Source organism: Alicyclobacillus fodiniaquatilis, from assembly GCF_042678105.1.
Lineage (GTDB): Bacteria > Bacillota > Bacilli > Alicyclobacillales > Alicyclobacillaceae > Alicyclobacillus > Alicyclobacillus fodiniaquatilis.
On the sequence record NZ_JBHUCX010000013.1, the window covers coordinates 118875 to 133468 of the forward strand.

Sequence of the window (14594 nt, forward strand, 5' to 3'; positions counted from 1 at the left end):
AAGTTTTTAGCAAGTGGCATGACAGCTTGTAGAGGCAGTGCCCAAGGACGGGCCTGTATCGTTTCGGAAAATGCGCATTTCCAGAAAGTAAAGAAGGGGGATATTCTTGTTACACCGATGACAACCCCTGATTTTATCATGATAGCGCATTTGATTTCTGGCATGATTACAGACCGTGGCGGAGTCGTTTGTCATGCCGCGATACTAGCCAGAGAGTTCAATATTCCTTGTGTTGTCGGATGTAAAACGGCAACGACAACCATCACGGATGGCGAGCTAATTCGTTTGGATGCGACCGCCGGAATTGTATTGGGTGTGATTCAGTCTTAGAGAGCCGTGCTACTTGATTGGAATTAGAACTCGTTTCATTCGTGAATTGGATGGAGTAGGGGTTATATAAATTTGAATGTTCATGCAAGGAAAGGGTGTGAGGCGATGCGTACTCGGATGAACGCTATCGGGCAAACAAACTACAGGGGGATTTTGTATAACGCCCGTTAAACTACGAGGGCCCCAAATAGGAGGAAACTACTTGGCAGCAACATTTCACATTCGGAGTGAAGAAGTAGCGGACTATGCCTATATAGCTGAAACCCATGCGCGGGCGTTCTCGCGAGATGGTGCGATTGGAGAAGTACCCATGGTGGCAGTTCATCGACATCGGAGATCTTTCGATCCCGACTTAGCACTCGTCGCTGAACTCGGCGGACAAGTCGTTGGACACGTCTTGTTTACACCTCATGTGGTACATGTCGGTGGTGAATCAATGCACGCTGTGTTACTCAGCCCGATTTCAGTTCACCCAGAACACCAAAATAAAGGAATCGGGAGCGGATTGATTGAAGAAGGGCTCAAACGAGCCAAGGAAAAAGGGTATGTCTTCTCTTTTCTCCTCGGTCATAAGACATACTACCCTCGTTTTGGATATCGCAAGGGGATGTTTGGAATATGTCGTATTAATATTGCCTTGTCAGACATCGATAGGATATCTTCATGCACACCCGACAATGTTTGCGAAAGACCCGTTCAGGCATCTGATATACCGTTGCTGCGTGAGATGTGGAGTCACTGGTATGGCAGCGTTGATCTAGCGATTGAGCCAACTGATTCCATCATCGACTGGGTGAGCATTGCGCGAAATGTTCGTGCATCAGTGATGACTCAAGATGAAACGGTCATTGGCTATGTGAGATATCAAACGGAGAATCCTGCTGATATTCAGCTTTTTCTATCCAAGGACGAAGAGGCTACCTCGACGATCCTGTGCTATCTTCGTTCACGCGTAAAGGCAGCGCTGGCGTCGGACAACCCGCTTGTTTTGTCTTTGCAAGTTCACCCAGATTCGTCGGGTGCGAAGAACAATATCACCGTTCCATTTCAAGTTGAGATGAATCGATGGGACTCTTGCATGATACGGATTCTGGCTGACAATCCGAGCATCGAAGCTTATTGTGATGGGGTGGATGCCGAGCTCCGCCCGCACGGGCTTGTTGTCTGGCCTGGAGAATTCACTTTGTGCTAGACACGATAGAGGAGGATTTGAAAAATGGGACTGAAAATCATTGGTGCGGGGATTCCACGTACTGGCACACGCTCTCTTGAAAAAGCATTGAAACATTTGCTAGGTGGGCGCATTTATACCATGAGTTCGATTCCAGGCCATCCCTTTAATCTTGGTGACGACTGGAATATGGCGCTTAAGGGCCAATCCCCCGATTGGGATAAGGTATTCAATGAATTTGTCGCAACCGTGAGTTTTCCTGGCGCATTGTTTTGGCGTGAGTTGACCGAAGCATATCCAGATGCGTTGGTTGTTCTTTCTGTTCGTGATACCGATGAGTGGTGGCACAGTATTGATGAAACGCTTCTGCGTTTTGATCGTGATGTTATCCCTAGCCTAACTGATGGACGCGGAATCGTTGATCTGTATGAGCGTTTCGCAGGGACAGCCAATTATGATGGCCCTGAAATCATGAAGGCTGCCTATGAAAGGCACAATGATACTGTGAGACAAAACGTTTCTAGTAACCGTCTGTTAGAGTGGCAGCCAACAGAGGGGTGGGCGCCTATCTGTCAGGCACTCGATTTACCAGTGCCCAATATTCCATTCCCTTGGGTAAATCGTCGAGCTGAATGGACAAGAAACATATACGGAAGCACCAATATGTAATATCGTGGGATTTGGGGTGCTTTGAAGAAAGGGCACCAAGGGATGGTACTCTTTCTTCAGATGCGGATGGGTGTTGCTGCTTAGAGGGCACTCACTTATTGTCCTGGTCAGACACGATATGTCAGGGGACCCTCCCTATACTGGAATGGCAAGGCATCTTAAGGAGGGGATAGGAATGAAGCTTACCATCGCGACGTATGACGATCAACGAATGGCGGTCATTCAGGAAGCGGTCAAGCAATTCCGCAAAGAGAATCCGGATGTATCTGTGTTACTGGAACTCGTGCCGAACAAGGCGGAGTTGATGCGCAGGCTCACGAGCGCGGAAGGACCGGACATTGTGGAATGGGAAGGCACCAACATGGGGCAATGCTTGGATGCCGGGATCTTGTCCGATCTACGGGAATTTACCTTGCAAGACAAGGTCGACATGGGCAACTACTTTCCGTGCATCGCCCGGTCCGTCGAATCGAACGGACGAATCGGAGCGCTGCCGGTAATGACAGAGACGCTCGGGGTCTTCTACAACAAACGGCATTTTGAGGAAGCAAAGTTGCCGTATCCGCAAGACGGATGGACGTGGGAGGACTTCATGGATACGGCGAGGAAGTTGACGATACGGGATGAACGCGGGAACGTGATCCGACACGGTGCCTATACGAGCTTCGGATGTATGCTCTACGTCGAACCAGTCGTCTGGAATTGCGGAGGATCCTTCATATCGGAAGACGGTGTAGAGCTGGAAGGATATTTGAACCATCCTTCGACCATCGAAGGGTTCCGGCAATACTTGTCCCTGATCGATGAGGGCGTGTCGCCGAGGATGGGGGTTGGGCAGGATTCTTGGGTAGCTTGCTTCATTCATGAGAAAATGTCCATGTATCTAGATGCCAACTGGGCGATCAAACCCATGTCTAAAGAACAGAAGGAAAAGTTCGGAGTCGTGGGTTTTCCAGGTGGCAAGAAGCATCCTAAATCGAACATTTTCCAAGTGTATGGGTATGGTATCTCTACGACTTGCCGCAATCGCGAACTTGCCTGGGCTTTTCTGCGCAAGCTAGCTCTTCCAGGGGAAGGCGTCGACAAGCTGTGGACCGTTTTGAACCTGGCGGCAAACCCAGAGACTGCGGAACAAAGCGGCCACAAGGCGGACGCCATGTATTCTGTTTTTTACAACGAACTGCAATACGGTCGAGATGGCGCGTACCAGTACCCAAATTTCATTCCCGCCTTCCATCACAATAACACCTTCGACAGGATTGTTCATGCCGAGGATGCGGAACAGGTTCTGCAAGAGGCGGTTCGCCGCACTCCCAAGATTACGCCTTTTGATTTCAAGTCCCCGGGATGGTGGTGAATCCCAGTGAGCAACATGCATCGCATATTATGGTTTGACGAACAAATTCGCGACCGCCGCTATCCGAATGCCCGGTCGCTATCGGAACGGTTCGAAATCTCGGTCCGACAGGCGGGGCGAGACATTGAGTATATGCAGAACTCTCTCCTCGCCCCGATGAGTTACAATGCCAAAGAGCGAGGTTATGAATACTCGAATCAAGCCTACATTTTGCCGGCTGTGTTTCTGTCTGAGACCGATCTTCGGATATTGAGCTTCCTCATCTACAAATACGAGGAAGCCGCAAAATCCATAGGATACGTCGAAGGTCTCGACCGAGTCGTCCAGACGCTGAAACGATTCGTACCATATCAACCTGAGAACAGTGATTTGCCGGTGTTCCATGCGGATTCCGCACTTGCCGACCGGAAGCATGAGGTGGACGAAGCCATCCGGCAGAGCCACAAGCTTCGTATCGCATATGCGGATGAGGAAGAGGGAGAGGAGTATCAGGTGGTGGTGCATCCTTTTCGCACGTATTCCCAAGCGAACGGGGTCTACCTGATTGCCTTGTGTGAGCAGTCCGGCGAGGTCGAGTATTACCGGCTGGAACGGATGACGAAGGTAGTTGACACATGGGAAGAATACCGCAAGGCAGCCGAAGGGGGAACTTAGGCCCTAGCTGGTGCTACTCCAGCATTATCACCGCATTTCACATAAGTGGAGTCCAGGGCTGGATGCTCTTGGGCACGAACCTGGGTTCGATCAGAATTTACTCCTTTTGACTATGGGATTTACACACGCCTTCGTTGTCAGACAGCGAAGGCGTGCCACTCCAATTACGCGACGGGGTCTGCTGTGGTGACTTAAACAGAGGCTTGCAATTCCCACTTCTGGAAATGTTTTCGTTGCGTAGAACGGAGTCACGCAGTCACTTAGCCCGTTCGATCATTGGCCCCGTGCTGAGGATCTATGCTTGCTTGCGAAGGATTCACTTTCGCGGTCTCGGGGGGATGCCTCTTCACTGAGACAACCCCGATGGAACTCCATTAAATCACATAATGTGTGACAGCTCCGTTCTCGTTGACATAGTCGATAACTGACTTGCTCGTAGTCAGGTCGACATACAAGGTGCAGCACAGGTCGCCTTTTTGCCAGGTAAGGTGAATCTCATTGCTCGCAGCGTCTAATACCTTAAACTCCCCGTTGAAAGCGTCATACTCGTTTCTAAATCGAATCAGCTTGAACAGTCGTTGCACGACCTCTTTTTCAAGTGAAGCCTCGACTTCTTCCACGCTGTAGTTGTGGCGGTTAACCTCACGGCCCTCGCCAGTCTGTTCCACAGCTTCATCATCATTTTCCCCTGCCAGTAGGCCCACATAGTACACCTGAGGAATGCCTGGCACAAAAAACTGGATCGCCCTCGCTGTCAGATAAGCGTCGTCGTCACAACCAAGCGCGGAGTAATAGGTGCAATTGATTTGATGCACATCAAAGCCGTCATCCGCTTTGTGCTCATCGGATAAAATAAGGCTTAGATTTGCCCCACGTTCCACGCAGACATCAATCAATTTTCTTGCTTTTTTGGTGTCTATCAGACCCTCCACATCGGGTATGACGGGAATCCCGTCGTGGCAATCGAGCATCGTGATCTGCTTGTGCGAACGCGTTTTTAGATAATGAAGAATATCTTCGCTGGATTGATTTACGATGGTATCCAGGAGCATGTACGGCAAAATAAAGTCATAACTCCAGCAACCATAGTCTGACAACTTCTGTTTGATGGGGTACTCTGCATGCACCTCGGGGAGTAATTCCATGTCCAAATCGTTAGCAACACCAATCATCCAATCGAGGAATTGATAAATTTCCGGTTCGACGAAAAAACAATTCGTTCCGAGCTTTTTAATCACAAATCCAATGGCGTCCAACCGGACCATCTTGATATTTTGCTGCTTGAAATGTGTGAAGATGTTCTTAAACAACTGTTTGGCTAGCTCAGAGCGGATATCGATGTCAATTTGCTCAGAAGGATCCGTTCTGCCAAATGTGGTCCAAACCTTCTCTTCCTCACCCGTTTCTTCTATTGTAAACGTCGAATAAGGCAAGGGCCTCCGCAAGAATATTTTATCTACATCCTCTTGTACTGGGTTTCCGCCTTCCCAAAACTTGTCCAGGGTCAGAAACAAATCCGCATATTGCGACTTTCGCCCCTGCTTGAGGAAATCAGTAAAGTATACGGATTTTCTTGAGATATGGTTGACCATCATATCGACGACGACAGCGAATTTTTCCCCTAAATCGCTGATGTCGTCCCAAGTGCCAAAGGTCGGCTCAATTTCAAAATACGTGAGCGGAGCAAAGCCCCGGTCCCCGGAAGACGGGAACGGCGGCAGAATATGGACCCCGCCTTTAAACAGGTCTGAAAAATACTTTAACATCAACGCATTGAGCGTCTTTAAATTGCCTCCGAGTGAGTCTGGATACGTGATCAGTTGTACTTGATTGCTCACACCCATTGGTGATCCCTCCAAAAGAGTCATAGTTGTTGTGTTTATACCGGGCGCAAGTATTGAAACCACAGTCTCCTGTCGTTTGCACGGGTCTATCGCGAATCATGATCGAGTAAAGCTTGGCAGACCGTACTATTCGTTATAGCCCATTGCCAAGAAATCCACAAGGGCATCATATTCAACTGTCGCGGTGGTCATCGTGTAGAAGTTTTAAAGGACCATCATTGATTGTTTAGATGGGGCTATAGGAGAGGTGGACGCTTTTGTTCACAAGGTATGTGTGGTTTCTTATGTCACGAAGAGGGGCCATCCATGAAACTTGTATGCCAAGATGGGAATTCCATCCCGAAATCACAGTCGATCCGCTGTTTTTGGAATCCCGTATCTACACATCAATCCCCCTAAACGTTACCAGGGGATTGATGTGAACGGTATCGTGTTGTCGCGCATGCAGCACATAGGAGGTGTGCTGCTACGTCGACTGCTGTTTAAGCCTGTGGGGACAAAGTTGCGCTTTGCGCTGACACATATCCTGTCATCAGCGTGCCTGGCGTTTTGCCGTCGCTGGATGCTGCGGTTTGAGCCGCGAATTGAATTTCATACATCCCATTATTTGCAGTAGGCGCCGCAGAAACCACAAAGTCGCCACTGTGCAGCGTCGCGATGGTTTGGGTAGAAGAAGCGTCGCTGTACACGGGAATGCTCGTATTCGTGCTCAAAGGATTCGCGGCGATAAGCCGGTATACGTTCGTCAATTGGATATCCTGTGCGTCCACCCAGCCGACATTAGGAATGTGATACCACGGCACGACATAGCCACCCGCCATGCCTTGCTCGATCTCGTCGACCGTCACGGTTTGACCCGCAGGCAATGTCGGTGTAGTTTGCAGCGGATCGATATACGTCTGCCACATAGAGAAGTTCCAAATCCCGTCTTGCGGCAATCCTTTCTCCGCCTCGAAGTTCTTCACCGCAGTTTCCGTCGCAGCCCCAAAATCTCCGTCTGTCGTCAAGCCCGCGTTCATCTGGGTATTCAAGAACTTCTGCAACTCAGTGACAGATTGCCCTTGGCTGCCGTTTTCAAGTGGGCCAAAAAACATGTCATTTTGCCCGTCCGCCGCGCTTGCGTAATATGGGACACCATTGTAATACGTGTTTGTCTTGGTCGTGCCCGTCGCGCCATTGAGGTAATAAACCGGTTCGGTCGTGCTCGAAGGCGCAGGCGCTGTGTTATTCGATGCGTACTGCTGATAATCCGACACGCTCGATCCGACCGAAGTCGCAATCTGGCCCATCAGTGAGCCGACGCCGCTTGCCCAATCGGGATCTGACGCATAGTTCACGTTCATGCCGGTAAGCGTAGGAGAGCCGCCGTAGTTGCTGCTCCCTGGGTCGAGATAGTTGTTGCGAACTTCCCACGCCTCAAAGCGGATGGCGTAATCGTCGCTTGGAAACACGCCAGCATCCTGGCCAGGGTTGTCAGTATACGCGCCGTATCCGAACAAATTGTTGTCTTGCTGGGCGATGGCGCTTGTTCCATACGCGCTTTCGAGAATCGCATGCGCCGCCAGATAGGTCGCATCGACACCATACGTGTTCTGCGCTTCGATGAACGAGGTGCCAAGACCAGCCAACGGGGAACCGATGGCGCCTTGATAGGGCACCTTGTCCAAATAGTTATTCAGGCTCGTCGCCGTGATGTCGCTGGGGGCGGGGAACCGCAAGTCGACATTGCCGTATGGCACAGTCGAACTTCCACCTGCGCTAGGGGTCATCTTCCATGTCTTTCCGTTCCACGTCGATTGGATGCCCATGCGCGCCAATGCTTTTTCGACATTGTATATCGGCATAAATGTGGTCATTGCTTTCGAAGACGGATCCACATGTGTAACGCCGATCACGCGCGCGACGACGGTTCCGTTGATGGCGATGGCCATGCTGCCTTTTCCATATTTGATTTTGCTGTAATCGATTGACTTATCCGCGGTCGACGAGGTTTCGATATTCCAGACATTCCCTGACCAAGTATGCGTGAACCCTTCCTTGTCCAGGGTGTTCATCACATACCAAATGGGCATGTAATCGGTGTTGTCGTATGTAAATCCGTAAGGTGAGGTAATCAACTTGTTATTGTAATAAATGTGCTTGATCTCTAAGTTTTTTGCCGCGGCGCTCGACGCACTGAGGGCAACTGGTTTTGTGGTCATCGCCGCCACGGCCTTATTGAGCGCCTGCCAAGTCGCTGTGTTCACTACACCATTGGCGGTCAGTTTGTGCGCCTTTTGGAAAGCTTCCACCTCTGTGGTGGTCACGACGCCAAACTGTCCGTCTGCCTCGCCGACTGTGAAGCCCAGCGCGTTTAAGTCGTTCTGGAGCAATACGACGGAACTTCCGGTTGCGCCTGCTTGGATCGTGTTTTCGGTCGTCCCCGCATATGAAACGGTAGGGACAGAGAGACCCAATATCGCCGACAATGTCATGCCAGCAACCATGTGTTGAATTTTCATTTTGCTCCTCCAGTTCCAGTTGGTTTGGTGAGCCAAGCTATCACGAACTCGTCATGCTATCAATGAATAAAGGTGTGCAAAAAGGCTCATTCGTATAGACGTTATAGGATTGTGCCACATTACATTTCGGTCTACACAAATATTTCGTCATTTTTTGCCGATTCCCTTGCGTGTTTGGTCATCCATTGATTTTTTTCCAGACTTAGCCCGATTTGCAAACGCAAATTCGATGTTCCCATCCGGTTTTAAAACCAAATGGGCTGTGAATGCGTTGCCTGTTTTGCTCTTAAACTTGAGCAGCTTAGTTTTCTTTTTCGCAAGTAGTTCCTTCACTTGCGCTTGCGTCATTTTGTGACCAGAAATCTGTTTCCACACGCCGAATTTGCACCCGGTTGTATTCCAGTTCGCACAACAGAACGATTTCTTGCTCTCCACCACATCACCGCCACACAGTGGACACGCGCCAAAGCGCTGTCGTTCCAACTGCATCCCCAACGTCGTTTCCATCTCTGTCTGTTTGATGGTTTCCACAACGGTTTTGGTGAACGAAGTGATCTCGCCGATGAATTGACGCACAGGATATTTGCCCATTTCTATCTGCGCGAGGCGCTGTTCCCATTCACCGGTCAATTCCGGCGATTTGAGCACGTCGACATGAATCGCTGCAATCAGCGCACGGCCTTTGTCGGTCGCCATCAGATGCTTCTTCTCCAGTTGAACGTAGCCGTCCCGTTTGATTTTTTCGATCACCGCCGCCCTTGTCGCAGGTGTGCCTAGTCCACGTTCCTTCAAAGCCTCGACCAATGCCTTATCGTCTACGTGCCTGCCTGCGTGTTCCATCGCAGACAAGAGGGATGCTTCGGTGTAGTGGGCAGGCGGTTTGGTCTGTTTCTCCAGGAGTTCAACCTGTCTCGTCTCCACGTGGTCGCCTTTGGCAACCGCAGGCAACTTGGTCTGTACATCCTCTTCGCGCTCTTTTTTCTTGTCGTTGGCGGGTTCATCACCGCCGAACACCACGCGCCAGCCATGTTTTACAAGGACTCGTCCGGTGGTTTTGAACAACTCGTTTGCGACAGCTGTCTCAATCACAGTGGCGGCCCACTTGGCTGGTTCCAGTATGGCTGCCAACGTTTGCTTGACCACCAGTTCGTAGATGCGGCGTTCGTCATTTCGCAACGAAGCAGGCGGTGTTTTTTCGGTGGGGATTATCGCATGGTGATCCCGTACTTTGCTTCCATCGACCACCCGCTTCGTCGGGCGTACAGAGGGTGGAATCAATGGCGTCAATTCAGGGAGCATCTTACCTGCCGCGATGAAGCGCCGATGTAAGGTCGGCGTGATATCAGCTGTGAGATATCGGCTATCTGTGCGTGGGTAGGTCAGCGCTTTGTGCGTCTCGTACAGCGATTGGGCCAACTGCAGTGTCTTTTCTGCTGTAAAACCGTATTTTTGGTTCGCCGCCCGCTGTAGCGAGGTCAAATCAAACAGCTGCGGCGGCTGTTCATTGACTGTCTTTTGTTCTACTTTCACAACGATGGCGGGTTGTCCAGCGACTTTTCGCTGTATTGCTTCTGCATCTTCTTTGCGCGTAAAACGAGATACCTTGCCACCGTCGAACCACTTGCCTTTGTAGTCACCTTTTTCGTGCGCAAAAGTGGCTTCCAATTCAAAGTAATCCTCTGGTGTGAACTGTTCAATTTCCAAATCGCGATTGACGATCATCGCCAGTGTCGGCGTCTGCACCCTACCAATGGTCAGTAAGGTTCCAGCGCGTGTCGTGATGGCCCGCGTCGCGTTGATGCCCGTCAACCAGTCGGCCTGTGCGCGGGCAAAACCGGCGTGATAGAGATTTTTGTACTCGTCATTGCTCTTTAAACGTTTCATCGCGTCTCGTATCGCTTCTTCGGTCATGGACGACAACCAAAGGCGTTTGGTTTGTCCCTTATATCCGGTGGATAGGGCAATCAACTCGTAAATCAGTTGGCCTTCTCGCCCTGCGTCTGTTGCGACAATCACTTCTTTGGCTTTTTTCAAGAGATTGGCGACGATTTTGTATTGCTCTTTGCTCTCATTGATGACTTTCAAGCGAAATTGTTGTGGCACGATGGGCAAATCTTCTAAACGCCACTTTTTATAGTTCACATCGTAGTCGTGCGCATCGGCGAGTGTGACCAAGTGGCCCAAGGCCCAGGTCACCGTGTAGCCTTTCGCTTCGATGAATCCATTGCCACGCTTTACACCGCCGATGACGCTTGCGATGTCACGTGCGACAGAAGGTTTCTCTGCAATAATCAGTTTCATCGCCGAATCACTCCGTTTAGATGTGGATGAACGCCTTAAATCTAATTCTATGAAATCGTGCCAGATCAGCCACGACAAGTCCAGTCACTTTGGGAGCGAAACGAGGCCGATTGGCAAATGTAGTGTCACATTTTCACATGCACGAAATTCTTTTTTGTCAGCAGGAGGTAGCGCACTAAAAACGAATAGTCGAACGTGAGACCGCGATGTGCGCGGCACCCACAACGCACCAACTTAAAGGAGCGACGTTCATCATGACCTTAATCAATGCGCATCGTGGAGATCCGATAGGGTATCGTGAAAATACAATGGAGGCATTTCAGTCGGCCATCGCGCTAGGGGCAGACATGATTGAACTGGATGTCAAACCCAGCAGAGATGGCAAAGCCGTCATCTTGCACGATGACACGCTGACAAGGCTTTGGAACATCCCGCATCGAGTCCGGGACTTGTCTTACGATGAAATCCGCCGTTTGTCGGATACAAAAGATGGCCACATCCCGCTGTTCGAGGAGGTGCTGAACGCGACATCGACTTCTGTTATGGTCGATTTTACCGAGGTGGACACGGTGGATTGCATCGTGGAGACCATCAACCGGATGCAGGCGCTGGAACGCTGCTTGATTGTGACAGGCAACATCCCCGCACTGCGCGATGTGCGCAGGCAATTGCCGGAAGCGACGTTGGGACTGACTTGGAACGACGCCTTTATTCCTTCAGACGAACTCATCGCCGAGTTGAGCATCGCATACTTCAATCCAGATTGGCGTTTATTAGAAAGAGGTTTTACAGCAGCTGACAGTCATCCACCCTATGACGGACAAGAAGCGGTGGACTTCTTCCATAAACAGAATATTCGCGTTTCCTGCTGGACTGTGGACAAAGAAGCGGATATGGCATTTGTGAAAAGCCTAGGCGTCGATGCCATCACGACGAATGACACGAGAAAGTTGCTGGAGGTACTGCATCATGACAGATAAACTCATTACGTCCGCAAAGGCATTTGCCATCAACACCGCTGAACAGGTCAGTGAGGTGTTGCGTTCAGCGAAACCGTTCCAAATACGAGAGAAAGACGGGGCGTCAGATCTACAGACGGATTATGACATCCTCGTTGAAGACATGATTCGCTCCGCCATCGCCGAAACATTCCCCACGCACACCATCGTCGCGGAAGAGCGAGGCACATCAGGGGCGCAAGACAGCGAGTGGGCGTGGTATGTCGATCCGATTGATGGGACGTGCAACTTTGCAAATGGCTTGCCCTGGTATTCGGTCAGCATGACGCTCATGCGCGAAGGTGAACCTGTCGTCGGTGTGGTTGCCGCTCCGGCATTGCGCCAAATTTACCATGCCACGCAAGGCGGCGGCGCATATTTGAACAAGGAAGCCATCCACGTAGCGGATACGACGTCCTTAGGCGGGCGAATCGCCATGATGGAACTGGCCAACCATGCGCGCTGGCCAGGGTTTAATCAACTGGCGGCTCATTTGGAAGCAAATTTGTGCACCTTGCGCGTGATGGGATCGTCTGCGCTCTCGCTGGCGTCTGTTGCCGCAGGGGTCAGTTGTGGCGCGTCGATGTCGGGATCGAATCCGATTGATGTCAGTGCAGGGGTCTTGCTCGTGCGTGAGGCTGGCGGAATCGTGATGGATGCGTCCGGGCAGCGCGATGGGTTTCCCCAACACGGTTTGGTCGCAGGGGCTGAACAGATTGCAGAATCGTTTTGGCAGCTTGCTTTTGCAGCGAAAGGGACGACGGTGTGATGCGGATATTGACAATATGTATACGATGGTATACGTTGATTGCGTGAAGATTCGAATACATTTGTATACTACAAGATGATTGATCCAAGATGAAATGCGAAGAGCACCGCGGACATGGCTGGCAGGACATAGAGGAGGCGGCGAAGGGGAACGGCTTCCAAAAACGAATGGCGGGTCCGACTGGGTGACGGAGCCGATGTTCTGAATCCTACTGAAATCACGGTTGAGACAAAAGGGGAGACAAAACGACTGTATGTGGGATTTAATACGCTATCTAAAACCTTATTGGAAAGTGGCTGTTCTTGCGCCTTTTTGTATGTTGATAGAGGTGTTTATGGATGTGCTACAACCGAAGTACATGGCCAACATTGTCAACAAAGGGATCATGCAGTTAGATCTGAACCAGATCCTGGTGACCGGCGCCATTATGGTTGGCATCACCATCATCGGGTTGATCGCGGGTGTCGGATGCAACGTATTTGCCAGCATGGCCTCGCAAAACGTCGGAGCAGACATCCGTGAGTCGCTATTTGAAAAAGTGCAAACCTTCTCATTTCGGAACTTGGATAAATTTCAAACCGGCTCGCTCATCACCCGTATGACGAACGATGTCACTCAGGTGCAGAACTTCATCCAGATGTCACAACAAGGGTTGATACGGGCGCCGGGTTTGGCCATCGGCAGCATCATCATGGCCCTGACACTCAGTCTGCGATTGGGCGTCATTCTGCTCGTTGCTGTTCCGGCACTTGCCATCTTTCTGTACTTTTTAATTCGTGCTTCATATCCCCTGTTTTCCGCCGTGCAGGCACGCTTGGATGGCGTGAATACCGTGGTGCAGGAAAATCTGACGGGTATTCGCGTCGTCAAAGCCTTTGTACGGTCCAACTTCGAAATCCAGCGCTTTCGCACGGCCAACAACGCATATACGGCGATGGCGGTAAAAGCGGCTCGCGTGATGGCGCTCAACATGCCGGTCATGAACCTCATCATGAATGTAAGCGTCATCGCTGTTTTGTGGTACGGTGGCCACGCGGTCTGGCATGGGACGATGCCGGTTGGAAATCTCATCGCGTTCATCAACTATGTTACACAAATTCTCTCATCGCTGATGATGGTAGGCATGATTCTCACGAATATATCGCAGGCGAAAGTATCTGCAGATAGGATAAAACAAGTCTTGTCCACTGAGCCTGACATCACGAACAAAGAACACACAGCATCTTCTTTGAAGCTCCAAGGACGTGTTGAATTTAATCAAGTCTCCTTTTCTTATGGAAACAATACAGAACATGAGCTGGTCCTGCGCGACATCAGCTTTGTGGCTGAACCCGGCCAGAAAGTGGCCATTATCGGATCGACTGGTGTTGGCAAGTCTTCTCTTGTGAACTTGGTTCCCCGACTGTATGACACGACACGAGGTGTTGTTCGTATTGATGGAATCGATGTTCGGGAATTCGACCTAGGCGTGCTACGCAGTCAAATTGGTATGGTGCTACAGGAAGCTATCCTGTTCAGCGGCACCATCTGCGAAAACATTGCGTTTGGTCGCCCAGATGCGGACCACTCCGACATAGAGGCAGCCGCCAAAGCAGCGCAGGCGCATGATTTTATTGTGGGATTGCCCGATGGATACGACACGGTCGTCGGTCAGCGGGGCGTAAATTTGTCCGGAGGTCAGAAACAGCGTATCGCCATCGCACGCGCACTCTTGGTGAAGCCGCCTATCCTCATCTTAGATGACAGTACCAGCGCGCTTGATCTCACCACAGAGGCCAAGCTTCAACTCGCGCTTCGAAGCCTCATGCAAGATGCGACGACGTTGCTCATCGCCCAGCGAATTTCCTCTGTTTTGGATTTTGAGAAGATTCTCGTGCTAGAAGACGGCAAGATTGTTGGCGAAGGCACGCATCAGGAATTGATGGAAAGCTGCGAAGTTTATCAGGACATCTACGAATCCCAGCTCGGCATGAACAAATTCGGAAAGGAGGTTGTCTGAG

Annotated in this window: 11 protein-coding genes; 8 read left to right on the forward strand and 3 right to left on the reverse strand. The window is 50.7% G+C overall.

Going from position 1 to position 14594, the window contains the following annotated elements:
* From ACFSB2_RS03660 to ACFSB2_RS03680, 5 genes are all read left to right on the forward strand, one after another.
* On the forward strand, positions 1-330 hold a 330-nt coding region (locus ACFSB2_RS03660), incomplete at its 5' end, for a PEP-utilizing enzyme (protein WP_377941352.1).
* 202 nt (positions 331-532) lie between these two features.
* Complete coding sequence (locus ACFSB2_RS03665; protein ID WP_377941353.1) at positions 533-1522, forward strand: GNAT family N-acetyltransferase; 990 nt, start codon at positions 533-535, stop codon at positions 1520-1522.
* Between the two features lie 24 nt (positions 1523-1546).
* Complete coding sequence (locus tag ACFSB2_RS03670) at positions 1547-2170, forward strand: sulfotransferase family protein (RefSeq protein WP_377941354.1); 624 nt, start codon at positions 1547-1549, stop codon at positions 2168-2170.
* A gap of 175 nt (positions 2171-2345) precedes the next feature.
* A complete protein-coding gene (locus ACFSB2_RS03675) occupies positions 2346-3527 on the forward strand; it encodes an ABC transporter substrate-binding protein (protein ID WP_377941355.1) in 1182 nt (393 codons plus the stop codon).
* Between the two features lie 15 nt (positions 3528-3542).
* On the forward strand, positions 3543-4181 hold the full coding sequence (locus tag ACFSB2_RS03680) for a helix-turn-helix transcriptional regulator (RefSeq protein ID WP_377941527.1): 639 nt from the start codon (positions 3543-3545) through the stop codon (positions 4179-4181).
* Between the two features lie 374 nt (positions 4182-4555).
* Here ACFSB2_RS03680 and gtfA read toward each other — a convergent pair whose 3' ends face one another.
* The 3 genes from gtfA to ACFSB2_RS03695 all read right to left on the reverse strand — a co-directional run bounded on the left by gtfA (position 4556) and on the right by ACFSB2_RS03695 (position 10827).
* On the reverse strand, positions 4556-6025 hold the full coding sequence (gene gtfA, locus ACFSB2_RS03685) for a sucrose phosphorylase (protein ID WP_377941356.1): 1470 nt from the start codon (positions 6023-6025) through the stop codon (positions 4556-4558).
* 482 nt (positions 6026-6507) lie between these two features.
* On the reverse strand, positions 6508-8526 hold the full coding sequence (locus ACFSB2_RS03690) for a peptidoglycan-binding protein (RefSeq protein WP_377941358.1): 2019 nt from the start codon (positions 8524-8526) through the stop codon (positions 6508-6510).
* 147 nt (positions 8527-8673) lie between these two features.
* Complete coding sequence (locus ACFSB2_RS03695; RefSeq protein ID WP_377941359.1) at positions 8674-10827, reverse strand: type IA DNA topoisomerase; 2154 nt, start codon at positions 10825-10827, stop codon at positions 8674-8676.
* 254 nt (positions 10828-11081) lie between these two features.
* Between ACFSB2_RS03695 and ACFSB2_RS03700 the strand changes: the two genes are divergently transcribed.
* The 3 genes from ACFSB2_RS03700 (at position 11082) to ACFSB2_RS03710 (ending at position 14593) form a co-directional block, all read left to right on the forward strand.
* On the forward strand, positions 11082-11807 hold the full coding sequence (locus ACFSB2_RS03700; RefSeq protein WP_377941361.1) for a glycerophosphodiester phosphodiesterase: 726 nt from the start codon (positions 11082-11084) through the stop codon (positions 11805-11807).
* The gene (locus ACFSB2_RS03705) at positions 11797-12594 is read left to right on the forward strand and encodes an inositol monophosphatase family protein (RefSeq protein ID WP_377941363.1); all 798 of its coding nucleotides are present in this window, start codon (positions 11797-11799) and stop codon (positions 12592-12594) included. Before ACFSB2_RS03700 ends, ACFSB2_RS03705 begins: the two co-directional genes overlap by 11 nt.
* 253 nt (positions 12595-12847) lie before the next feature.
* Positions 12848-14593 (forward strand): ABC transporter ATP-binding protein, encoded by a 1746-nt coding sequence (locus tag ACFSB2_RS03710; RefSeq protein ID WP_377941364.1) that lies wholly within the window; start codon positions 12848-12850, stop codon positions 14591-14593.
* Position 14594: the final 1 nt, after the last annotated feature.

Excerpts from the sequence above, each read along its gene's own strand:
- ACFSB2_RS03670 (WP_377941354.1), top strand. The coding sequence starts at position 1,547 with ATGGGACTGAAAATCATTGGTGCGGGGATTCCACGTACTGGCACACGC.
- ACFSB2_RS03675 (WP_377941355.1), top strand. The coding sequence starts at position 2,346 with ATGAAGCTTACCATCGCGACGTATGACGATCAACGAATGGCGGTCATT.
- ACFSB2_RS03680 (WP_377941527.1), top strand. The coding sequence starts at position 3,543 with ATGCATCGCATATTATGGTTTGACGAACAAATTCGCGACCGCCGCTAT.
- gtfA (WP_377941356.1), bottom strand. The coding sequence starts at position 6,025 with ATGGGTGTGAGCAATCAAGTACAACTGATCACGTATCCAGACTCACTC.
- ACFSB2_RS03690 (WP_377941358.1), bottom strand. The coding sequence starts at position 8,526 with ATGAAAATTCAACACATGGTTGCTGGCATGACATTGTCGGCGATATTG.
- ACFSB2_RS03695 (WP_377941359.1), bottom strand. The coding sequence starts at position 10,827 with ATGAAACTGATTATTGCAGAGAAACCTTCTGTCGCACGTGACATCGCA.
- ACFSB2_RS03700 (WP_377941361.1), top strand. The coding sequence starts at position 11,082 with ATGACCTTAATCAATGCGCATCGTGGAGATCCGATAGGGTATCGTGAA.
- ACFSB2_RS03705 (WP_377941363.1), top strand. The coding sequence starts at position 11,797 with ATGACAGATAAACTCATTACGTCCGCAAAGGCATTTGCCATCAACACC.
- ACFSB2_RS03710 (WP_377941364.1), top strand. The coding sequence starts at position 12,848 with ATGTGGGATTTAATACGCTATCTAAAACCTTATTGGAAAGTGGCTGTT.